This window comes from Salinivibrio sp. YCSC6 (genome assembly GCF_004916735.1).
In the GTDB taxonomy this organism is placed as follows: Bacteria; Pseudomonadota; Gammaproteobacteria; order Enterobacterales; family Vibrionaceae; genus Salinivibrio; species Salinivibrio proteolyticus.
This window is the reverse complement of the sequence record NZ_CP039517.1, coordinates 295,717-316,992: the sequence shown is the minus strand read 5'-3', so window position 1 is coordinate 316,992 and position 21,276 is coordinate 295,717. Positions and strand designations below refer to the sequence as shown.

Genomic DNA, 21,276 nt, shown 5'->3' with positions numbered 1-21,276 from the left:
TCTGTGTGGGCGAGTACGTGCTATTGCGTGGAAGGATTGGCTGTGTCATCAATGAGTGATGAGTAGCAGCAATAGTGAGAATCAGGAGACGCGAATGACGGAGTCAGGATCTCAATGGTTGGAAGATGTAAGAAGGATGCGCGAAACGTTCGACGCGCAGAGAGTGCAAGCCTCTCAAACACCATTTTTAGATTATCCTCATCGGCGAGAGGCGCTACTACGTTTGCGTCAGGCTATTAAGCGTCAATCGTCCGCGTTACAACAAGCCCTCATTGATGATTATGGCTATCGAGCCCCCGTCGATACCGAAATTGCCGACATTCTTCCTCTACTGCACCAAATTGATTACACCCGTCGTCGATTAAAGCGATGGATGAAGCCGCAAAAGCGGCGTACGGGGATTACCTTGTTGGGAGCCCAATTAGTGGTGCATCAACAACCCAAAGGTGTAGTTGGGATTATCGTGCCTTGGAATTTTCCGATCATGCTCGCCCTGAGTCCGCTTATTTGCGCGGTGGCGGCCGGTAATCGGGTAATGCTTAAGCTTTCGGAGTTCACGCCTAACACCAATCGGGTATTACGCGCGTTAATCGCTGAGGTGTTTAGCCCAACTGAAGTGGCTGTGATTGAAGGGGAAGTTGAAGTATCACGTCGCTTTACTGAGTTAGAGTTCGACCATCTCTTTTTTACCGGCTCAACTCAGGTCGGACGACAAGTCATGCTGTCTGCGGCTGATAATTTGACACCAGTGACCCTCGAATTGGGAGGCAAGTCACCGGTAATTATTGATGATCAGATTGATATAGATATCGCGGTGTCGCGGCTTATTTATGGTAAGTGTTTAAACGCTGGGCAGATATGTGTTGCTCCCGATTATGTGCTTTGCCCTGAACATCGCCAAGAGGCCTTTATCCACGCCTATCAACGGGCATTTCGAGCCCTATACCCTGACTTTGAAACCAACTCGGATTACAGCCAGATCATTAACCAAACCCAAGCGACACGGCTACAAGAAACACTCCAAGATGCCCTTGATAAGGGGGCGCGTCGCTGGTGTGCACTCGACCAACAAACCATGCCGACCGCAGAAAAACGACGTTGGCCGACCCAGTTGTTGACCCAAGTCACCGATGATATGCGGGTGATGCAAGAAGAGATTTTTGGCCCGCTCCTGCCGGTGGTTACCTATCAAGACTTCTCTGAGGCACTGAGTTATATTCGGGCGCGCCCACGACCGCTCGCTTTGTATTTGATGAGCAATGACGTGAAGAAACGCACGCAAGTTACCACACAGCTTCACGCCGGCGGGATGGGGATTAATGAAACCTTGTTTCATGTTGCTGCCGAAGATGCGCCTTTTGGCGGCATTGGCGATTCCGGCATGGGGCATTACCACGGCATTGAAGGCTTTTATACCTTTAGCCACAGTAAAACCGTCCTCACCCGCGATAAATGGGACACCAGCTTTTTAGTCAAACCGCCGTACAACCGCTGGTACAAACGCTTAATGCGCTGGTGGCTGATGCGGTAAGCCTGCAAATTTGCACGACAAGGCGTTGCGATATGAGTACTTTCCCCAGTTACTGAACGCATCACTAAACTTTTCTAAGAAATTGATCTATATCTTTGGTTGTTACATAACTGTTAAAAGTGGTGCGAAGCAACCAAAGGAGCGACACAATGGCGTTTTCAGTACAACCCGATTCCATGTTGCCAGATATTGGCGATCATGAGCGCGCGATGGTTGAGCAAGAGGTAAAGCTCGCAGTGACCGATGTAAACGGACAATCGTTGGGGTATTTGGCGATGGTGCCGGATGCGCAGCGTTTCCTGACTCTGACTCAAGACACCAATGAGGCCTTAAGCTTTATCAAGACGCCCTGCAGTGTTAATGCAGGCTACTATCAATGGTCGTTTTTTTATGATGACATTGAGTATGGGCTGGATTGTTTAATTGATCCGGACAGGAACAAATGTCGACTCTATGCCAATGATCATGCCGCGGCTGCACCATCATGGAAGTTGGGCTATGACAAGGAACTGGGTCCTCTTATGATGGCTGCCCCTATCTCTGCGATTGGTCCCGGTACACGTGTTGCAGTGACGTCTGAAGACGCAAGTGTCCCCAATGTTCTTGTGGGCGCGCTTGAAGGAGGCGTATTAATTCATGAAGAACCAAACTAACCCTCTCTAAATCAATTTGTTACCTTTTTCTTCGCCAGCGCTTTGTCGCTGGCTTTTTTTGTTGGGTAATGATCACTGTCTGTATACGAGAATGAATCAGGTTTCATCTCATTTGTGCAACATGTCAAAAATAATAGATCTAGTTTGTCTGACATATGAGACATAAAGATCTGCATAGAGCGTGCGAATTTATATTGTAAACAAAAGGTTAAATAAATTGTAAATAATAATACAGTCAATAATGCTGACTGATTGCTCAAATAAAGCAAATCCCACTGCAGAAAAAATGCTTTTTGATGCATAGCTTTATAAGCGTGCTTGTTGTTTTTTGTAGGCAATTATGACTTTCTACGTTTAACCATTGTAAGGAATACAATATGTTAAAGCATGTTCTTAGCTGCTGTATCGCATCTGCACTCGTTGCAGCTTCGCCAGCTGTGCTCGCAAAACAAGATGAGGGTAAACAAGCGATTGCTCAGCAGCAAACACTAGCACCATTAGTGGTTGCATCAGACAAGCAGGGTATTGAGGACCAATACATTGTGGTTTTTAAGCAACCAATGACACTCAGTGATGATCCACAAGCGTTAAAAACCTTCACACAGCAAACGGTTTCCAGCATGGTCAACCAACACGCGGTTAAGGTTGAGAAAGTGTTTGATCGCTCGCTGAGTGGTTTCGTGGCCAAATTAACTCCAGAGCAACTACGTGCACTGCGCATGGATTCGCAAGTTGATTTTATCGAGCAAGATAAGACGATTTCCTTGGACCCGGTGATCACCCCAAGCGCCAACCAGAGTAACCCAGTTTGGGGGTTGGATCGCATTGATCAACGTAACCTGCCTTTGGATAACAATTACAGTACCAACTTTGATGGCACAGGTGTGACAGCGTATGTGATTGATACTGGCGTGACAACGTCACATGTTGAGTTTGGCGGTCGTGCTCGCTCTGGCTATGATTTTGTTGATAACGATAATGACGCCTCAGACTGTAACGGTCACGGTACCCACGTGGCCGGTACTATCGGCGGTAGCCAATATGGTGTCGCCAAAAATGTCGACATCGTTGGGGTGAGAGTCCTTAGTTGTAGCGGCTCAGGTTCAACGTCCGGCGTGATTGGCGGTGTTGACTGGGTGGCAGCCAATGCCAGTGGACCGTCAGTGGCAAATATGAGCTTGGGTGGCGGTGTATCAACCGCACTGGATAGAGCGGTTGCCAGTGCCGTGCAATCGGGTGTGAGCTTTATGTTGGCAGCAGGGAATTCCAATGCCGATGCATGTAATAGCTCTCCAGCGCGTGAGCCAAGCGGTGTTACCGTGGGCTCTACCACCAGCAGCGATAGCCGCTCAAGCTTCTCAAACTGGGGTAGCTGTGTCGATGTGTTTGCACCGGGCTCTCAAATCAAGTCAGCATGGTATGACGGTGGCTATCGCACCATCAGCGGGACATCGATGGCGACCCCTCATGTTGCGGGCGTGGCGGCTTTATATTTGCAAGAAAACAGCAACCTATCTCCTGCGCAAGTAGCAAGCTTGATCAGTAATCGTGCCAGCGTGGGTAAGATCAGTGACACGCGCGGAACGGTTAATAAATTGCTCTATAGCCAAGCTGATAGTGGCTGTGAGCCGGATTGCGGCCCGACGCCGGGTCCCGAAGGTGAGCTTAAAAATGGTCAGCCTGTTACGGGCATCTCTGGTGGGCAAGGAGCGCAACGCTTTTTCTACGTGGATGTAGAAGCCGGTCAGCGCCTGAGCGTGAATATCAGCGGTGGGTCGGGTGATGCAGACTTATATGTTCGCTATGGTGCTAAACCGACGCTGTCGAGCTGGGACTGTCGTCCATACAACTATGGCAACAGTGAAGTGTGCACGGTGCAGAGCACCCAGAAGGGACGTTATCATGTCATGTTAAATGGTTATACAGCCTTTAGCGGTGTAAGCGTCACAGCACGATATTAGTAGCTGGTGCGCGCAGTTGGCGCGACCATGATGACTCATACTAATCAGACAGCGCGGCAATCGCCGCGCTTTTTTTGTGCGCGCCTATTGGCTGTATTGGGTTAAACAATCGCACAGTAACGAGATAAAGCCTTCACGGTTCACCTTCATCGCCACATCAGCGTTAGCGGCGTGACCCGTCACTCGATAGCGATCAACCACAGTCATTCCGGTGGTGAGTTTGCCTTGTGTTTCTATATCCACCCATACGGATTCACAATCGAACAACTCAGGTTTGACGAGCCAAGCAATCGTGCAAGGATCGTGGAGGGGCGACCCGTCGAGTTGCCACTTAGGATCGCGGTGATAACACATAAAGAATTCCAGCCAACCCGCGACAGTTTGTGCCACGGGATTACCAATGGCGCGGATCGTGGCGACGTCGGCATCTTTGACCAAGGCTTGGTGGGTCACATCCAAGCCAAACATGGTGATAGGGATCCCTGAGTGGAACACACGGTGAGCGGCTTCAGGGTCAACATAAATATTAAACTCAGCAGCGGGGGTCCAATTCCCCAAGGTGACCCCTCCGCCCATAAGAACGATGCGCTTGATGCGATTGGCGAGGTGCGGATAAGTTGCAAGCAATAGCGCGACATTGGTTAGCGGACCGGTGGCGACGACGGTTATTGGTTGATGGCTAGCTTCTAACAAGCGTGCCATCACACTGATGGCATTATCGGGTTGAGCGTCCATCGCGGGTGCTGGTAGTTCAGGGCCATCAAGGCCTGATTCACCGTGGACATTATTCGCCACCACAAGGTCGCGCAGCAGAGGCTTATGGGCTCCCCCTGCGACAGGAATGTCGTGGCGATTTAATAAGGTGAGGATCCGTCTAGCGTTGTAAAGCGTCTTATCCAGCGTTTGATTGCCGGCACAGGTGGTAATGGCCTTAATAGTGAGCTGATCGAGTGCACAAGCCATCACCAGCGCGATGGCATCATCGTGTCCCGGATCGCAATCAATGATAATAGGTTCACCCATTGCACACTCCTTTTTATTGTGTGTTCGGTTGCTGCGTTTCGCGGTCTGGCGTTGGCAGTGATTGTGCTGATTGGAGCCAGCCGCTCATTTCATGATTTGATCACGCTACGTGTGATTTCGACTGGTGACTGTGAGCTAGCTCGTTCTATTGAGATTGGCTGGGTGAGGTTTGTAACAAATGAAAAAGATATCATCAAAAATGTGATTCCTAGAGTAACATTATGTCAACATGCCATGAACGAAAATGTGGTAGTTACATCATTTTGCAAACAATCCAATCAATCTAAACATTGGTAATAATTTGGTTTTTTAATCCAAATAAAAGCCATTAATTTAGAATAATATGTTGGTTATTAAAAATATTTCCAGTTTATGTGACAAGTTTTTAACAAAACAATTAGTACATATATCTATTACATCTATGTGATATATCCGGTCGAACTCGATACTATGCAACCGCACAAAATATTATAAATAAGAGAGTTTGACGTGAACCAAACTATAGAAGTCTCCGAAAAGAGTGTATCCACTCGCTGGACCCAACATGACACCCACTGGGCGCTCAGCCTATTTGGCACCGCTGTCGGTGCTGGGATCCTGTTCCTTCCCATTAACCTTGGTATGGGTGGGATTTGGCCGTTAATCATCATGGCGGTGCTTGCTTTCCCCATGACCTTTATGGCACACCGCGGGCTTGCACGTTTTGTGCTCTCCTCTCGCCATAAAGATGCAGATTTTACCGATGTGGTCGCCGAGCATTTTGGTGCCAATGCGGGCCGGATGATCTCGGTGTTGTATTTCCTTTCTATCTTCCCCATTTTATTGATATACGGCGTCGGATTAACCAATACGGTAGACAGCTTTTTAGTCAATCAACTGGGATGGGTATCCCCTAATCGTATCTTATTATCTGGTGTGTTAGTGGCGGGCATGATTGCGATCATGCTGGGTGGAGAGCGCCTCATGCTGCGCGCTTTCGCCGCTATGGTGTACCCCTTGGTGGCTATTTTGGCATTTTTGTCGTTTTATCTTGTGCCATCGTGGCAAACGCCTAACTTGAGCCTACCGCCGATGGGCGAGCTAGGCATGAACCTGTGGCTTGCGGTGCCTGTGGTGATTTTCTCGTTTAGTCATGCAGCGGCGATTTCAAGTTTTGCTAACATTCAACGTCGCCACTATGGCAATGATGCACAAGGTAAGTCAGAGCAAATTCTTAAGCGCGCGGGCGTGATGTTAGTTGCTTTTGTGCTTTTGTTTGTCTTCTCGTGCGTGCTGACACTCACGCCAGCACAAATGGCGGAAGCGAAAGCGCAAAATGTGTCTGTGCTTTCTTACCTTGCTAACGTCACCCACAACCCCTTTATCGGTACACTGGGCCCGCTTGTCGCATTTATTGCGATTACATCGTCGTTTTTAGGGCATTTCCTTGGCGCGCGTGAAAGCTTGAACGGTTTGGTAACCAAACATAGCAAGCTGACCTACAAGCAAGCGGATAAGCTGGGTGTTGTGGTGATGTTCTTTGCCATCTGGTGGTGTGCAGTGATTAACCCCAGCATTCTTGACATGATGGGGGCATTATCAGGCCCTGTGATTGCGATGATCCTCTTTATTATGCCCACTGTCGCGGCCTACAAAGTCAAAGCATTGGCGCAGTATCGCGGTAAAGTCGGCACTTACTTTATCTTTGTCACCGGTATGCTGGCAATTTCAGCGCTGCTCTATAACCTGATGGGTTGAGTCAGTACGCTGTCGCTCGACGAAAAGCGCCTTAGGGCGCTTTTTTATTAGCTCTACTTATGTATTTCTAGTGAATATCTTATCCGAATCGATATGCGCGCATCCTTTAGTAGTGACAGATAAAACTAATAAAATCAGCCGTTAGCGTCACAATCGTCACGATTTAGTTTGGCTTAATTTGTTAGGTTTTGAGTCAGCCCATATTATGTAAATCCCATTTCTCTTCTTGCACAATAGGTTGATAATTATCAACTTTCATTTCTGTGTCTGCCTTGATGATAAGCCCAATGTTGATTGAGCATGAGGGCGGTTTATGACACATCCAACCGAAACAGACAGACAAGTGACATGGGGGTGTTACTTGGCATTGATCTTCGCGATCGTATTTTTCTCGGGGTTGTTGCAATCCAATCAATGGTACGGCGTGTTTGATTTTACTACTTTGAACGGATCCTTCGGGCAGGTGGCTTATCAAGCGACAGCGGAGGCCGATGGCACGGTGGAGGTGGCAACGACGTCACTTCGCGGCAAAGGCGGGAGTGGTGCGCGAGACGGTTTTATTTTTGCGCTGACCCTTATTCCCACGGTGATGTTCGCACTCGGTATGATCAGTGTGCTTGAGCACTATGGGGCACTTGATGCCGCGCGCAGACTCTTAACCCCACTATTGAAACCCGTATTGGGCATTCCCGGCAACTCAGGATTGGCATTAATTGCCTCTATGCAGAGTACAGATGCGGGGGCGGCGATGACGCGTCAACTCAAAGATGAAGGTTACTTGACCAAACGGGAAACGGATGTGTTCACCATGTTTCAGTTCACGGCTGGGGCAACCATCGTCAACTTTTTCTCATCAGGTGCCGTGCTATTTACGCTGACGCTGTCAGATGGCTCGTTAGCCGTGACCTCGTCGATTGGTCTCGCGATTGGTGTGATCTTCTTGTTTAAGTTCATCGGCGCCAATGTATTTCGTGTCTACCTCAATATCACCGAGGGTAAAGGGCCACAGCGAGACAAGTCTCAATCCTATCAAGAGGAGCACGCGTCATGACTCATTCTTCCAGCAGTAAACCCATGATCACTGACATCTTTGTCGAAGGGGCAAAAAAAGGTTGGCACATTGCAACGACGTCGACAGTTCCTAATGTGGTCATGGCGTTTGTGATTATTAAGGCGCTGCAAATCACCGGGTTATTAGGCTTGATGGGTGAGGTGTTTTCGCCTGTGATGGCGGTATTTGGCTTACCCGGCGAAGCCGCGGCCGTGTTAATGGGGGCATGGATGTCAATGGGAGGCGCGGTTGGTGTGGTGATCACCTTGTTTGACCAAGGCATTCTCACCGGCACCCACATTGCGATTTTAGTCCCCGCTATCTATTTAATGGGCTCACAAGTGCAATACATCGGCCGAGTAATGGGCCCGATTGGTACCGAAGGCCGTTATATTCCCATCATGGTTGGCATTTCGATTCTGAATGCTTTTGGTGCGATGTGGGTAATGAATCTTTTACTTTAGGAGGCATGATGATGTTTTCTTTGCAACGCTACTTGGATGAGTTAGCGCCTCTGGTGAATGTCGACTGTGGCACGTTCCAGCGCGACGGCATTGAGGTGATTGCAGCCTTGATGGCTGATAAGTATGAAAAAATGACAGGCTGGCACATTAAGCGTGTCGATTGTGGTGAGGCAGGGGTTGGATTAGAGATCAGAAACCAGCCCACTGATCCGCATATTGATGTGATGATGATTGGCCATATGGATACTGTGTTTCCAAAAGGGACGGCGGCTGAGCGTCCGATGCATGTGGAGGATGGCTTTGCCTACGGCCCGGGTGTATCCGATATGAAATCGGGCTTGTTGAATATCGTGTATGCATTGCGCGCATTACCACAAGCAGAACGTGATGCACTCAGCATTTGCATTTGTATGAATCCCGATGAGGAAGTGGGCTCGATACATTCTAGTGACTGGTTGGAATCCGTTGCACGCGATGCACGTTATGTGCTGGTGGCAGAGGCCGCGCGGGCTGATGGCGGTTTAGTGAAAGCGCGTAAAGGCATGGCACGGTATAAAATAGCCATATCAGGCCGTGCGGCGCACGCGGGGAATGAACCAGAGAAAGGACGTAGCGCGATCACAGAGTTGGCTCACTGGCTGGTGACGCTCGATAGTATGAAAGATCTTGAGGCCGGCACCAGTATTAATGCGGGTGTGATTGAAGGTGGAGCGGGAGCAAATATTGTGGCCGCGCATGCATCGGCACTGGTTGATATTCGGTTTTGGGATAACACCGCCTATGATGCGCTCGATCAGGCCATTCAAGCCCGCGCCTCTCATCCTTACACGCCTGATGTCACCATTGAATTGGTCCGTGAAGCTTACAAACCGGCAATGGTTCCGACGCCTGAAACAGAGCACTTGATGGGGCTTGTCGAAGCGGCTGCCTTTGATGAAGATGTTCCAATTCATTGGAAAGCGGTAGGTGGCGGATCTGATGCGAATAATACCGCTGCCATTGGGATCCCCAGTTTGGATGGTTTTGGGCCTGTTGGGGCGAATTTCCACAGTGACGACGAATACCTTCAACTGGATTCGGTGGAGCCCAGAATACGTTTACTCACACGTGTATTGTCTCGGCTCGCTGAGCAAAAAAATCACTAGTTACCCCGTCGGCGGCGACAAACAGGTGGCCGCCTTTTGCTCATTGCGAGCAGCGTTATCTCACCGTATGAGGACAATCGTCGTAACGGCTAATCAGAGCCAGTTTTGCGGTTAAATAACATTGAGTACGGCGCAGTGCTTGCCTTGCTTTTTGGCTTGGTACATCGCTTTATCTGCTGCGACGATCTCGCTATCGCTGAGCCCATCAGGATAATAGGCCACGCCTAGGCTGATCGTCACAGGCGTGGGATGATTAAAGCGCGCGAGGCTTTGTCGCGCAATTTCATCACACAATAACCGCGCTTGTGATAGTGCTCGTTCGGCACTGGAAAAGGGATGAAGAACCCCAAATTCCTCACCGCCAATACGTGCAAGGACTGCATCATTGGGCAGCAGACTTTTGGCTGTTTCTGCGACAAAGCAGATCACCTCGTCACCATGTGCGTGACCAAATCCGTCGTTAAAGGCTTTGAAATCATCAATGTCAAAGACCATCAGTGCCATGTTTTTGGGCTCTCCTTGTTTGTCTTTTAAACACTGATAAAAAAAGCGTCGGTTATATAGCTGTGTCAATGAGTCAGTGACGGCTTGTTCTTGAAGCTGGCCATTAGCGATTTGTAGCGCGCGCGTTTTTTGGCGAACATTACGTTTAAGCAGCAAAATATAACTGACCACGATCAAGACGCCGAGAGTGATCAGTGTGGGAAACAGGTAAGCGGGATAAACGGTCTCAACGTCATAGTAAACCCAACGGTTGAGGAGTTGGCGTTTGGTATCATCATCCAGCCAGTTAAATTTATTACTTACTTGATTGAGCAAAGCCGTATTGCCTTTGGCAAATCCTGCATATAGGGTCTCGGTATAAAGATGGCGAACCGGAATAAAAAGATTTTGATTGGTGGTGGTGTAAAGATGATAATTCGCGACTTGTAAATCAGCGACGAAAGCTTTTAGCTCACCGGATAACGCCGCATCAAGCATTGCTTGGTTGTTGGGGAAAAGGCGTAATGAAACCAAAGGAAATGCCGTTTCCATAAACTCTTGCTCGTACCCACCTTTTACCACGCCAATCACATTGTCTGTTTCACCAGCAAGCACATAGTCAGCGGATGTGCCCATCATGGATTGACTGAAAAAAACCTGTGTGTCGATGGCAAAAAGCGGCGTGCCGAAATCCATGAATGTGAGGCGTTCTGGCGACTGCAATAAGCCTGCGTGTACATCGGCTTGCCCAGAACGCACCAAGTCAATGGAGGTTTGCCAATCGGTCAGTAAAAACTCAATGTCATAGCCATTGCGGGTACCGAACTCTTGCCAAAAATCAATCAAAATACCTTTGGGCTCTTGGTTGCGGTCGAGGTACGAAAATGGCCGCCATGAATGAGAGTTAGCCACTTTTAGCGTTGGCTTTTTTGCCTGTTCTGTGTCGCTATGAGCCGCAAAGGACGCTGGGCTCGACAAGATGGCCAAACAGAAGACTAACGTGAAAACGACGCGCTGGGACCACAGCAAATAAGCACCCGGCTTCCACATAGATCCTATCCTTATCTTAAGAAAATCTGATTCACCACAACATGGATGAATGCACTATAAACAGTATATGAACAAAATAAATACTTGGTGGAGAGGATTGGCGTTTATTGGTGGCGCTATTCACAGAAGGAAAAGAGGCAGGATGAAATGGAAGGGCGATGGCCCACGCAAATGCGGCGGGCCATCGGTTTAGTTAAGCCGCTACGGCTTGGACGAGACGCGCAATCTCGTCCCATTTTTTAGCATCAATGAGCGTCGTGGGCACCATCCAAGTGCCACCGCATGCCAGCACTTTGGGTAAGGCGAGATAATCGCTCACATTCTCTTCACTCACGCCGCCGGTTGGCATAAAACTGACAGGATACACCGCGGAGAGCGCTTTTAACATCGCAATGCCGCCTGACGCTTCCGCGGGGAAAAACTTCATGGTATCCAGCCCAAGCGACATGGCTTGCTCGACTAAACTGGGATTGTTGATCCCAGGGATGATAGGAATACCACGCTGTTGGCAATGTTCTACCGTGATGGGATTCAGTCCAGGGCTAACAATAAAGTCCGCTCCCGCATCTATCGCGGCGTCGACTTGCGCGGGTGTGAGCACTGTTCCGGCACCAATCAGCATCTCGGGATACGCATCGCGCATTTGACGGATAGCGTTTGCGGCTGCATCAGTACGAAAAGTAATTTCGGCGCAGGGTAGGCCGTTATCGACCAAGGTTTTGGCGAGCGGTACGGCATCTTCCGCATGATTAATCGCAATTACCGGCACGATACGTATCGCCTTAAGGCGTTGATTCAGGTCAGTCATGAAGATCCCTTACAGTAAAACGCTTAACAGCGCTACGATAACAAACGCGATGGTTCCGAGCAGGGTTTCCATCACAGTCCAAGTTTTAAGTGTGGTTTTTTCATCCATTTCGAGCAGGCGCGACACCAACCAAAAGCCCGAGTCGTTGAAATGCGATAAAACGGTTGCTCCACCTGCAATCGCAATGACAATAAAACATAAATCCAATTGAGATAAACCCACAGTATGCGACACGGTGGGCGCAATGAGTGCGGCCGTAGTAGTCAGCGCGACGGTGGCGGAGCCTTGTGCAACGCGCAAGCAGGTGGCAATCACGAACGCGGCCAAAATGATTGGCATACCCGTGTCTGATAGCATGGTGGCAAGTGCCTGACCGATACCGCTCGCGCGCAAGACACCCCCAAACATGCCGCCGGCGCCGGTCACCAGAATGACGGCACAAATTGGCGCTAACGAATCAGAGCACAGCTTTTCCATTTTACTCTTACCCAGCTTTTGGCCGAAGACCAGCAAACAGGTCAATAGGGTGATGAGCAGTGCAACGGGTGTTTTACCCAGCATACGCAAAAAGCCGACCCAAGCACTCTCCCCGTTGACTATACCCGCTACGCTCAGCGCGTTCAGGCCAGTATCAAGGAAAATGAGCAGCACTGGGAGCAATAAAATCATTAATACAGTTGAAAAGGCGGGGTAATCCTTTTTGCTTTTAAACATGACTTCGGTGTTTAAAAACGCTTTCGCGAGGGGGATATTGAATTTCTTACCCGCATACAAGCCAAATAAATACCCCCCTAAATACCAAGTGGGGAGCGAAACTAGCAGCCCGACGACGAGAAGTAGGCCCATGTCGGCGCCGAGTAAATCGGAGGCAGCAACCGGACCGGGATGTGGCGGAACGAAGGTATGCATAACCGCAAACGCCCCTGCGACGGGAAGAGCATACTTTATGGGGGAGCCACCTAAGCGTTTCGCGACACTAAACATGATGGGCATCATCACAATTAGCCCCGCGTCAAAAAAGATAGGAAAACCGAACAGTAACGAGGCGATCCCGAGTGCAAAGGGAGCACGCGCTTCGCCAAACCGAGCGATCAGGGTATCGGCGAGCACATTCGCACCACCGGTGACTTCGAGGAGCTTCCCGATCATCGCGCCAAGCCCGACCAGTAAAGCGACCGATGCTAGGGTGCCGCCAAAGCCGCTCATCATGGTTGGTACCACCTTATCGACAGGGATCCCTGTGGCCAATGCGGTACCTAAACTGACTAGCGTAAGTGATGCAAACGCATGCACCTTCAGCTTCATTATTAGGAGTAATAACAGTGCGATAGCGCCCAATGCTATCAAGAGTAGGGTAGTGGGTTCAGGGCTTTGTGCGAGTAGTTCCATGGCTCACCTCTTCCGACCAGGATGTTTGTGTCAAACTTCACAAATCTCATAGTTACCGGTAACATGTTACCGGTAACCACACTAAGATAAAGACAATTATTGAATGCGTTATCAAAAATGAGATCTGGTTAAAATCTCGCTAAGGAGTCGGTATGGCAATTGGCAGTGTGATTGTGATGGGCGTCAGTGGCTCGGGAAAAAGCACCCTAGGCGTGAAATTGGCAGCGCGCTTGAAGGCCAAATTCATCGATGGTGATGACCTGCATCCACGGGCAAATATCGAGAAAATGGCAAGTGGGCAGCCGCTTGATGATGATGACCGCACGCCATGGCTATGCCGGATCCGTGACGCTGCTTTTAGTCTCGAACACAAACAAGAATATGGGGTGATTGTATGCTCTGCCTTGAAGCGTCGTTATCGCGATCTCATTCGTGAGGGCAATCAGAACGTCACTTTTTTGTTTCTCGACGGCGATTATGCACTGATCCTCGCAAGACTCAGAGCGCGCAAAGGGCATTTTATGAAAACCCATATGCTGGATAGCCAGTTTGCGACGTTGGAGGCGCCGGGTGACGATGAGCCTGATGTTGTCCGCGTTGCCATTGATGCAGACATCGATACTGTGGTGACACGTGCCGTGCACGCCCTAGTAGCCATGGAGGATCGGAAATGACACACCCGACTTTAATGGCCGTGACAGAGGCGTTACGCCAGCGCAGCCAACCGACGCGCACCGCGTTTTTGCGTCAGACTCAACAGCAAGCTGATACAGGGAAAGCGCGCACCACCCTATCTTGCGGCAACATGGCTCACGCCGTGGCGGCGTCGTGTCAACAAGATAAACAACATATGCTGGATATGACCACCGCCAATGTGGCGATTATCAGCGCCTATAACGATATGCTTAGCGCGCACGCGCCCTATGCTCACTACCCTGAACAAATCAAAGCGGCGCTTCAACCTTTGGGCCACACGGCGCAAGTTGCAGGATGTGTGCCCGCGATGTGTGATGGTGTTACACAGGGCCAGCCGGGAATGGAAATGTCCTTGTTTTCACGTGATGTGATTGCTCAGGCAACCGCGATATCGCTGAGTCATAACGTATATGATGCAACATTGCTGCTTGGCGTCTGTGATAAAATTGCACCCGGGCAATTGATGGGAGCGCTCGCTTATGCCCATTTGCCGACCTTATTTGTACCCTCCGGCCCAATGGCCTCGGGGACAAGTAACGAAGAAAAAGTCGCGGTGCGCCAAGCCTATGCGGCAGGCAATCTTGGCAAAGAAGCTTTATTGACCATGGAATGCCAAGCTTATCATAGCTCGGGAACCTGTACCTTCTATGGCACGGCCAACACCAACCAACTGGTGCTTGAAGCCATGGGATTGATTCTTCCCGGTGCGGCGTTTGTCGCCCCCAACTCAGTATTACGCCAAGCGCTGACCCGCTATGCGGCAACAGCGTTAGCTTCCCAATGTGCGGGAAGTACGAATTACCGACCACTCGCCGATGTGGTGACCGAAAAAAGCGTGGTAAACGGTGTGGTCGCGTTGTTGGCCTCGGGCGGCAGCACCAACCATACGATTCACTTGGTGGCGATGGCGCGTGCCGCTGGCATCATCCTAACCTGGGAAGATATGGATGCGCTTTCTCATGTTGTGCCCTTACTGGCTCGGGTCTACCCCAATGGACCCGCTGATATTAATGCCTTTGAGGTGGCAGGGGGCGTGCCCACGCTGATGGCGCATCTGCATTCGCTTGGGTTACTGCATGCGGACACTGTACCTGCTATCGGCCAGTTTAGCGACCAGCTGACCACACCACGATTAGATAAGGGGCAGCTTGTTTGGGAAACTGCCACCCCATCAACCGATACAGCGGTCATCGCCCAGCCCGGTTCACACTTCAGTGCAACCAGTGGTTTGCGCATGCTGTCTGGCAATATGGGTAATGCAGTGATCAAAGTCTCTGCCGTGGATCCTGCGCACCGTGTGGTATGTGCGCCCGCGCGGGTGTTTGATTGTCAGCACCAAGTCGAGCAGGCTTATCAGCGTGGTGAGCTCAACCAAGATGTGATTGTGGTGGTGCGTTTTAATGGCCCCGCCGCGAATGGCATGCCAGAGCTGCATAAGCTCATGCCTATTCTTGGCAATGTGCAAAAAATGGGTTATCAGGTCGCATTGGTGACAGATGGTCGGTTGTCGGGCGCATCGGGCAAGGTCCCTGCGGCGTTGCACGTCTGTCCTGAAGCCATGCATGGCGGTGCATTGGCGGGTGTGCAAGACGGCGATCTGATCACATTGGACGCGAAGGCTGGCGAGTTGACTTGCCATGCTGATTTATCTCAGCGTCCCGTAGCAGAGCCGCCTCAAGCGAGCCATACATGGGGACGTGATTGGTTTGCTGCGGTGCGCCATCAGGTATCACGCGCTGACGAGGGAGCGAGCTATTTATTCTCGTGATCGCCTAGTTAACGGCGATGGTTATAAGCTGCCGCCGCTTGTGATGGTGTGTGGAACAGCTTGTATTTTTTCGGAGATAGTTTCGCCGCTTAACGCTTGAATCAACAGTGTCGCAGCGCGCTCACCAATCAAATCACGCGGCGTCGCGACGCTCGTCAGTGTAGGACTGACCACAGTGCCAATATCGAGCGCATTGTAACCAACAATACTGAGGGTTTGTGGAACAGCAATGCCTTTGGCATGACACGCGAGTAACGCACCAACGGCGAGGTCATCATTAGTACAAAACAGCCCGTCACAGTTGGGATACTGAGCCAAGGTTTGGTTAAGTAAGGTTTCGCCCAAGCTAAATGAAGAATGCTCTTCGGTGGCAACACAGCGGGGGGTGAGTCCTGCCTGTATCATCGCGCGTTCGTACCCTTGTTGCCGCAGCTGAGTACGGGTATCTAACCGAGCCGCCAAGTACACGACCTGTGTTTTCCCTTTATTGATCATGGCTTGAACCGCATCATAAGCGGCTTGCCCATGATCAAGCCCAACGGCCATATCAATTGGCTTTTCTGGAAGCTCCATTGTCTCTACCACAGGAACAGCGGCAGTCTTTAGCATTTGTAACGTGCGTGGGGTGTGGTTAGTTTCAGTGAGGATCAAACCATCCACTTGATAAGACAGCAAAGAGGCAATTTTCTCTTCCTCTGCCTGTTCGCTATAACCGGCGTGCGTAATCAAAATGTCGTAACCATGCGCTTTGGTGACGCGCTCAATTCCCTGTACTAAATGAGCAAAGACTTGGTTAGACAGCGAGGGCAGCACAATACCAATGGCTTTACTTGATGATTTAGACAGCATCGCGGGGACGCGATTTTGAATGTACCCCAACTCTTCAATCACCGCCGCAATTTTGTCGCGTGTCGCGGGCGCGACTGACTCCGGATTACGCATATAGCGAGAGACTGTCATTTTGGTCATCCCAACGCGATCGGCAATATCTTGTAAAGTAGCGCGATTTCTTTTGTCTTTCATCTCAATGCACTAGCTGAAAATGTTACTTGTAACATTAGAGCAATCCCACGTCGGATAAGCAAGCAAAAAGGGATGAGATGTTATCGTTCAGAGAGGGTAAAGCGGTTAGGAGAAAGAATCCCCAGGCCCGTGTATTTCAAGCGCCTTGGAAAACCTGATGCTTACCAATATCGAGCTGGCTAGCAGACTTCGAGCACAGGCCTCGACTTATTGTGTTATTTGCGAAACGATCCGAGTACGCACTGATGGCTTAAAATTTGTCCATCTAAGGTGCTGTGATAGCCAATTGACGAATTCGCTGATTAAATATGCATACATATTCACTGACACCATTATTATTAACATGGAATATGAACAAGACTATCATAGGTTATGTCAAAAAATTGGGTCAAAGAGAATGGAAAGTGGAAATGAGTGAGCTCAATAGCAGTTCTGAGTTACGCCTCAAAGTGCTGAAAGGATTGAGCCTAGGGGTGGGTGGTTTAGCGGTTTTGGTGGCGATCGGTAATGTTCTTGTTAGTCAAAGCTATATCTATGCCTCTTTTGTGATGCTGTACGCGCTTTACTCTTGGCATGTATATCGACAGACCGCTAAAACGACCATTTTTAATGGCCACAAATACATCATGTCGGCCAGCTTGACACTATTGGTGATCGTGGGAACTTTCCTAAAGCCAACGGCCTCTGGTGTATTTTTTTGGACGCTAGTTTTCCCTATTATTTATTACTTGCTGTTGGGCAATAAAGCAGGTTTTATTGCTACCGTATGCCTATTTGTTGTTCAAATGAGCAATATCGCCTTTCAGTTTTATGCCGAGCAGTATTTCGATATGTTGACGATGATGCTCAACTTTTCGTTTTGTTACGTCACTATTGCCATCGTTTCACATGTCTATGAAATTAATCGCGTATTAGCGGAAAACAAGCTGAGTAAACTGGCCACGTGTGACCCGCTAACTGGAGCCAATAATCGCCTTGCGTTGAAGCATCGTTATCAAGCATTACAAGATCAGCAGACAGCGTTTCACCTGTTAGTGCTAGATATTGATCATTTTAAAGCGGTTAATGATGAATATGGCCACGACGGCGGTGATGTCGTGCTGAAGGCGGTAGTGAACACCATGGTCGATGCCGCAGGAGGTGATAATGTCTTTCGGCAAGGGGGTGAAGAATTCTGTATTCTCCTCGAGAACGTTACTCGCCATGATGCACTGGCGGTAGCAGAGCGAATCCGTAAGGAAATAGAGCATAGTCCAGTTGTTTACCAGCAACGCGCCATCCCTGTTACGGTCAGTATCGGTATCACCCAGAGCGAGGCATCCAAAGGTGTCCAAGACATCAACCGGCAAGCGGATGCGAATTTGTATGCGGCGAAAGCAGGTGGTCGGAATAAAGTGGTGGCATGAAAGGGTTAAGGCGTCACTTTGCCTCGCAGGGCTTTGGTTTGGCTTTTGCGTTTCTTGGCGTCTACGCGGCGCCGCTGTGAGGCCTTGGTAGGCTTGGTGGGTTTACGTTTTTTCTGCTCTACCATCGCGCTTTTGATTAACGCCTGTAAGCGCTCTAGCGCATCTTCTCGGTTTAGCTCTTGAGTGCGATAGTTTTGCGCTTTTATTACCACGACGCCTTCTTTGGAGATACGCGAATCAGCCAGAGCCATTAATCGAGCTTTGTAGGCATCAGGCAGTGACGAGGCTTGGATGTCAAAGCGCAGATGAATGGCGCTCGATACCTTGTTGACGTTTTGCCCGCCTTTCCCTGCGGCGCGAATAGCCGTGAGCTCAATCTCATTGTCGGGAATCGCTACCTTATTCGATAGGGTGAGCATACAACCTCTCATGTATAAAGAAAGGGCGCAGTGTACCCAGAATAAGGCCTGCGGCGCAAATAGACCGGCAGGCCAGGGCGGCTGAGTCCGAGCGTTAGGGGAGATCAAACACCAGAGCTTGGCTGGTTTCATTGCTCTTATTACTGAAGGTTACATGAGGGATATCTTCAATTTTTGCGCCATCACCGGGGGCCAGAGATGTCGTTTCAACGTCGAGCGTGCCCGCGACCTGATGCACATAGGCATGTCGTCCAGCCTCCAATGGCAAGGTGACCGATTCACTGGGCGGTAGAATAAGCTGTAGCAAACGCGCATCTTGTTTGATGTGTAAGGTGCCATCTTCCCCTGTTGGGGTCGCGATAACGGTAAAGCCAGCCTGCTTACCAAAATCTTTTTGCTGATAGCCCGGCTCTCCGCCTTGCTCATTGGGCTCAATCCAGATTTGCAGAAAGCGTAAGGCTTGGGTTGACGAGGCATTATACTCACTATGATAAATACCGCGCCCCGCCGACATCAGCTGGAACTCACCAGCGGGTAGGGTTTGTCGGTTGCCTTGGCTATCTTTGTGTTCGATTTCCCCTTCCAGCACCAGACTGATGATTTCCATATCACGGTGTCCGTGGGTATCAAAGCCTGCGGCGGGCGACACGATATCATCATTGATCACACGCAGTGCAGAGAAGCCCATATGATGGGGATCGTAATAGCTACCAAATGAAAAAGTATGGCGACTTTGTAGCCAGCCAAAGTTGGCCTGACCGCGATCGCTGGCATGACGGATGGTAATCATAATGCTTCTCCTCACTGATTTGATGTTGAACAGCGGTAACGCTGAACAATAGATGCAGTGTAGAAACAAAAACGCCGTGCGAACACGGCGTAACATTGAGCATCTTGTTCTAAAAAGCTGAATAACCCTGGCTTAAAAACGCACTACAAGGTTTTGTGTGGTCCAAAGCACTCATAATGGAACTGTTCGTCAGGCACGCCAAGCTCGCGAAGTTGCGCTTGAATATGGCGCATAAAGCCAACTGGGCCGCAGAGATACACCTGTACCGCGGCTGGACTGAACGTATCGCTTACCGCAGTGAGATCCATCCATCCGGTGTGATCAAAGTCTTGTCCAAGCGTATCCGTGGGTTGAGGTTGGTTATACCAAATGTGCGTCTGAATATGCGCGTGCTGACGCGCGAGGGTGCGGACAGAATGATTGAAAGCATGCAGTTTGCCGTTCTCGGTAGCATGCAGCCAAGTGACGGGCGCGTCATGTTCGGTCAGGCTTTCCAGCATCGCCAACATTGGCGTTACGCCCACCCCGCCAGAAATTAATACCACGGGTGCATCTTGATCCACGTTCAGTTTGAGATCGCCCGCTGGTGGGGTGAGCATCACAGTGCCCCCAACGGCCAACTCATTATGTAAGTAATTGGAGACTTGACCTTGTGGCTCCCGTTTTACCGAGATCTGATAATGCTGGCCGTTAGGTGCATGTGACAAACTGTACTGGCGAATTTCTTGATGTTCAAAGCCGGTATGATTCACGACAATGCCAATGTATTGCCCAGCTGTAAACGGCGCGACGGGCTGTCCGTCTTGAGGGGCAAACACAAAACTGGTGACTTGTTCGCTCTCGGGGCGTTTTTCAATCAACGTAAATGCTCTCTGCCCTTGCCAGCCACCGATTTGGGCGTGGCTATCGTCATAAAGCTGCTGCTCTTTGGCGATAAATACATCCGCGAGCACTTGATAGGCTTCAGCCCACGCATCGAGCGCGGCTTGTCCCGGCGAAAGTAGCTCATCAATGGTGGCCAATAAATGCTGACCGACAATCGGATAGTGCTCAGCTTGGACCAGCAAGCTGGTGTGTTTGTGAGCAATCTTCTCTACCGCACCCAATAAGGCAGGCAAGTTGTCAATGTTCTGTGCATAGGCACAAATCGCGTTAAACAGTGCTTCCCGCTGATCGCCATTTTGCTGATGGCGGAGGTTAAAAATGTCCTTTAACTCGGGGTGATGGTGGAACAGCCGTTGGTAAAAGTGGGTTGTGAGCTTCGGGCCAGTTTCGGCGAGCACAGGGGCAGTTGATTTAACAATATCAATGGTTTGTTGGCTTAACATTAGCGTCTCTCTAAACATGTATATTTAATGCATGTTTTAAGTTGTATCTCAAATATATCTTTTAATCAATAGAAGACTTACAATTTGGCGTAGAAGCAAGAGGCACATATGCAACTAACCAGCTTTACAGACTACGGACTTCGCACGTTGATTTTTCTGGCCTCCTTGCCAGAGGGTGAGCTCACCAACATTACCGAGGTGACACGCTTGTTTGGGGTGTCGCGCAATCATATGGTGAAAGTCATCAACCGTTTAGGGCAGTTGGGATATATTCAAACGGTGCGCGGAAAGAACGGGGGGATTCGTCTACTGCAAGCGCCGACCGCGATCACGGTGGGGCAAGTCGTACGCGATCTTGAACCGTTGGAACTCGTCAATTGCTCGGTTGAGTTTTGTCATATCACTCCAGCGTGCCGCTTAAAAGAGCGTTTAGCGAAAGCCAAACAAGCCTTTTTAAAGGAGTTGGATGCATGCACCATCGATGCGCTTATCAACGACAATCGCGAGTTAATGATCCTGCTAACCCGCCCCTAAATGTGCAAGGACCGCAC

At 49.8% G+C, this 21,276-nt stretch carries 20 protein-coding genes; 12 read left to right on the top strand and 8 right to left on the bottom strand.

The genetic code is table 11. The features are described from left to right. Positions 1-94: 94 nt before the first annotated feature. The 3 genes from E8E00_RS15305 (at position 95) to E8E00_RS15295 (ending at position 4,145) form a co-directional block, all read left to right on the top strand. A complete protein-coding gene (locus E8E00_RS15305) occupies positions 95-1,531 on the top strand; it encodes a coniferyl aldehyde dehydrogenase (protein ID WP_096632118.1) in 1,437 nt (478 codons plus the stop codon). 149 nt (positions 1,532-1,680) lie between these two features. Beyond that, the gene (locus tag E8E00_RS15300; RefSeq protein ID WP_077639747.1) at positions 1,681-2,184 is read left to right on the top strand and encodes a hypothetical protein; all 504 of its coding nucleotides are present in this window, start codon (positions 1,681-1,683) and stop codon (positions 2,182-2,184) included. A 377-nt stretch (positions 2,185-2,561) separates the two neighbouring features. Then, on the top strand, positions 2,562-4,145 hold the full coding sequence (locus E8E00_RS15295) for a S8 family peptidase (protein ID WP_096632123.1): 1,584 nt from the start codon (positions 2,562-2,564) through the stop codon (positions 4,143-4,145). 84 nt (positions 4,146-4,229) lie between these two features. Here the strand turns inward: E8E00_RS15295 and rihA are convergent, their stop codons facing one another. After that, positions 4,230-5,168 (bottom strand): pyrimidine-specific ribonucleoside hydrolase RihA, encoded by a 939-nt coding sequence (rihA, locus tag E8E00_RS15290; protein WP_096632125.1) that lies wholly within the window; start codon positions 5,166-5,168, stop codon positions 4,230-4,232. Positions 5,169-5,225: 57 nt separating this feature from the next. Between rihA and E8E00_RS15285 the strand changes: the two genes are divergently transcribed. The 5 genes from E8E00_RS15285 to E8E00_RS15265 all read left to right on the top strand — a co-directional run bounded on the left by E8E00_RS15285 (position 5,226) and on the right by E8E00_RS15265 (position 9,565). Beyond that, positions 5,226-5,465, top strand: a complete 240-nt coding sequence (locus tag E8E00_RS15285; RefSeq protein ID WP_136588406.1) for a hypothetical protein — start codon at positions 5,226-5,228, stop codon at positions 5,463-5,465. Positions 5,466-5,657: 192 nt separating this feature from the next. Beyond that, complete coding sequence (locus E8E00_RS15280; RefSeq protein ID WP_096632131.1) at positions 5,658-6,905, top strand: HAAAP family serine/threonine permease; 1,248 nt, start codon at positions 5,658-5,660, stop codon at positions 6,903-6,905. Positions 6,906-7,218: 313 nt separating this feature from the next. Further along, on the top strand, positions 7,219-7,956 hold the full coding sequence (locus tag E8E00_RS15275) for a nucleoside recognition domain-containing protein (protein ID WP_096632134.1): 738 nt from the start codon (positions 7,219-7,221) through the stop codon (positions 7,954-7,956). Continuing rightward, on the top strand, positions 7,953-8,420 hold the full coding sequence (locus E8E00_RS15270; RefSeq protein ID WP_077454942.1) for a YjiG family protein: 468 nt from the start codon (positions 7,953-7,955) through the stop codon (positions 8,418-8,420). Before E8E00_RS15275 ends, E8E00_RS15270 begins: the two co-directional genes overlap by 4 nt. Positions 8,421-8,428: 8 nt before the next feature. Continuing rightward, positions 8,429-9,565 carry a M20 family metallopeptidase gene (locus E8E00_RS15265; protein WP_096632137.1) on the top strand — a complete coding sequence of 379 codons (1,137 nt, stop codon included), beginning with the start codon at positions 8,429-8,431 and terminating at the stop codon, positions 9,563-9,565. A gap of 111 nt (positions 9,566-9,676) precedes the next feature. On the opposite strand, the gene E8E00_RS15260 is transcribed toward E8E00_RS15265, so the two are convergent. The 3 genes from E8E00_RS15260 to E8E00_RS15250 form a co-directional block, all read right to left on the bottom strand. Continuing rightward, positions 9,677-11,098: a diguanylate cyclase domain-containing protein gene (locus tag E8E00_RS15260; RefSeq protein ID WP_096632140.1), complete on the bottom strand. Its 1,422-nt coding sequence runs from the start codon at positions 11,096-11,098 to the stop codon at positions 9,677-9,679. A 193-nt stretch (positions 11,099-11,291) separates the two neighbouring features. Further along, a complete protein-coding gene (locus E8E00_RS15255; RefSeq protein WP_096632143.1) occupies positions 11,292-11,906 on the bottom strand; it encodes a bifunctional 4-hydroxy-2-oxoglutarate aldolase/2-dehydro-3-deoxy-phosphogluconate aldolase in 615 nt (204 codons plus the stop codon). A gap of 9 nt (positions 11,907-11,915) precedes the next feature. Further along, positions 11,916-13,295, bottom strand: a complete 1,380-nt coding sequence (locus E8E00_RS15250; RefSeq protein ID WP_096632146.1) for a GntP family permease — start codon at positions 13,293-13,295, stop codon at positions 11,916-11,918. Positions 13,296-13,447: 152 nt separating this feature from the next. On the opposite strand from E8E00_RS15250, the gene E8E00_RS15245 reads away from it, so the two are divergent. Then, a complete protein-coding gene (locus E8E00_RS15245; RefSeq protein ID WP_069587515.1) occupies positions 13,448-13,969 on the top strand; it encodes a gluconokinase in 522 nt (173 codons plus the stop codon). Then, positions 13,966-15,759 carry a phosphogluconate dehydratase gene (edd, locus tag E8E00_RS15240; protein WP_096632149.1) on the top strand — a complete coding sequence of 598 codons (1,794 nt, stop codon included), beginning with the start codon at positions 13,966-13,968 and terminating at the stop codon, positions 15,757-15,759. Before E8E00_RS15245 ends, edd begins: the two co-directional genes overlap by 4 nt. 21 nt (positions 15,760-15,780) lie before the next feature. Here the strand turns inward: edd and E8E00_RS15235 are convergent, their stop codons facing one another. Continuing rightward, complete coding sequence (locus E8E00_RS15235; RefSeq protein WP_096632152.1) at positions 15,781-16,782, bottom strand: substrate-binding domain-containing protein; 1,002 nt, start codon at positions 16,780-16,782, stop codon at positions 15,781-15,783. 308 nt (positions 16,783-17,090) lie between these two features. Between E8E00_RS15235 and E8E00_RS15230 the strand changes: the two genes are divergently transcribed. Continuing rightward, a complete protein-coding gene (locus tag E8E00_RS15230) occupies positions 17,091-18,188 on the top strand; it encodes a GGDEF domain-containing protein (RefSeq protein ID WP_240788877.1) in 1,098 nt (365 codons plus the stop codon). Positions 18,189-18,193: 5 nt separating this feature from the next. On the opposite strand, the gene arfB is transcribed toward E8E00_RS15230, so the two are convergent. From arfB to hmpA, 3 genes are all read right to left on the bottom strand, one after another. Then, complete coding sequence (arfB, locus tag E8E00_RS15225; RefSeq protein WP_096632158.1) at positions 18,194-18,607, bottom strand: alternative ribosome rescue aminoacyl-tRNA hydrolase ArfB; 414 nt, start codon at positions 18,605-18,607, stop codon at positions 18,194-18,196. Between the two features lie 94 nt (positions 18,608-18,701). Next, positions 18,702-19,397 carry a pirin family protein gene (locus tag E8E00_RS15220; RefSeq protein WP_096632161.1) on the bottom strand — a complete coding sequence of 232 codons (696 nt, stop codon included), beginning with the start codon at positions 19,395-19,397 and terminating at the stop codon, positions 18,702-18,704. 143 nt (positions 19,398-19,540) lie between these two features. Continuing rightward, positions 19,541-20,725: an NO-inducible flavohemoprotein gene (hmpA, locus tag E8E00_RS15215; protein ID WP_096632164.1), complete on the bottom strand. Its 1,185-nt coding sequence runs from the start codon at positions 20,723-20,725 to the stop codon at positions 19,541-19,543. Between the two features lie 108 nt (positions 20,726-20,833). Between hmpA and nsrR the strand changes: the two genes are divergently transcribed. Beyond that, positions 20,834-21,259, top strand: coding sequence for a nitric oxide-sensing transcriptional repressor NsrR (gene nsrR, locus E8E00_RS15210; RefSeq protein ID WP_046075700.1), 426 nt, complete (start codon positions 20,834-20,836; stop codon positions 21,257-21,259). Positions 21,260-21,276 lie beyond the last annotated feature (17 nt).

Coding starts and splice junctions, on each gene's coding strand:
- E8E00_RS15250 (WP_096632146.1), bottom strand. CDS start 13,295: ATGGAACTACTCGCACAAAGCCCTGAACCCACTACCCTACTCTTGATA.
- arfB (WP_096632158.1), bottom strand. CDS start 18,607: ATGCTCACCCTATCGAATAAGGTAGCGATTCCCGACAATGAGATTGAG.
- E8E00_RS15265 (WP_096632137.1), top strand. CDS start 8,429: ATGATGTTTTCTTTGCAACGCTACTTGGATGAGTTAGCGCCTCTGGTG.
- rihA (WP_096632125.1), bottom strand. CDS start 5,168: ATGGGTGAACCTATTATCATTGATTGCGATCCGGGACACGATGATGCC.
- E8E00_RS15245 (WP_069587515.1), top strand. CDS start 13,448: ATGGCAATTGGCAGTGTGATTGTGATGGGCGTCAGTGGCTCGGGAAAA.
- E8E00_RS15300 (WP_077639747.1), top strand. CDS start 1,681: ATGGCGTTTTCAGTACAACCCGATTCCATGTTGCCAGATATTGGCGAT.
- E8E00_RS15260 (WP_096632140.1), bottom strand. CDS start 11,098: ATGTGGAAGCCGGGTGCTTATTTGCTGTGGTCCCAGCGCGTCGTTTTC.
- E8E00_RS15295 (WP_096632123.1), top strand. CDS start 2,562: ATGTTAAAGCATGTTCTTAGCTGCTGTATCGCATCTGCACTCGTTGCA.
- E8E00_RS15235 (WP_096632152.1), bottom strand. CDS start 16,782: ATGAAAGACAAAAGAAATCGCGCTACTTTACAAGATATTGCCGATCGC.
- hmpA (WP_096632164.1), bottom strand. CDS start 20,725: ATGTTAAGCCAACAAACCATTGATATTGTTAAATCAACTGCCCCTGTG.
- E8E00_RS15230 (WP_240788877.1), top strand. CDS start 17,091: ATGCATACATATTCACTGACACCATTATTATTAACATGGAATATGAAC.
- E8E00_RS15255 (WP_096632143.1), bottom strand. CDS start 11,906: ATGACTGACCTGAATCAACGCCTTAAGGCGATACGTATCGTGCCGGTA.
- nsrR (WP_046075700.1), top strand. CDS start 20,834: ATGCAACTAACCAGCTTTACAGACTACGGACTTCGCACGTTGATTTTT.
- E8E00_RS15275 (WP_096632134.1), top strand. CDS start 7,219: ATGACACATCCAACCGAAACAGACAGACAAGTGACATGGGGGTGTTAC.
- E8E00_RS15270 (WP_077454942.1), top strand. CDS start 7,953: ATGACTCATTCTTCCAGCAGTAAACCCATGATCACTGACATCTTTGTC.
- E8E00_RS15305 (WP_096632118.1), top strand. CDS start 95: ATGACGGAGTCAGGATCTCAATGGTTGGAAGATGTAAGAAGGATGCGC.
- E8E00_RS15220 (WP_096632161.1), bottom strand. CDS start 19,397: ATGATTACCATCCGTCATGCCAGCGATCGCGGTCAGGCCAACTTTGGC.
- edd (WP_096632149.1), top strand. CDS start 13,966: ATGACACACCCGACTTTAATGGCCGTGACAGAGGCGTTACGCCAGCGC.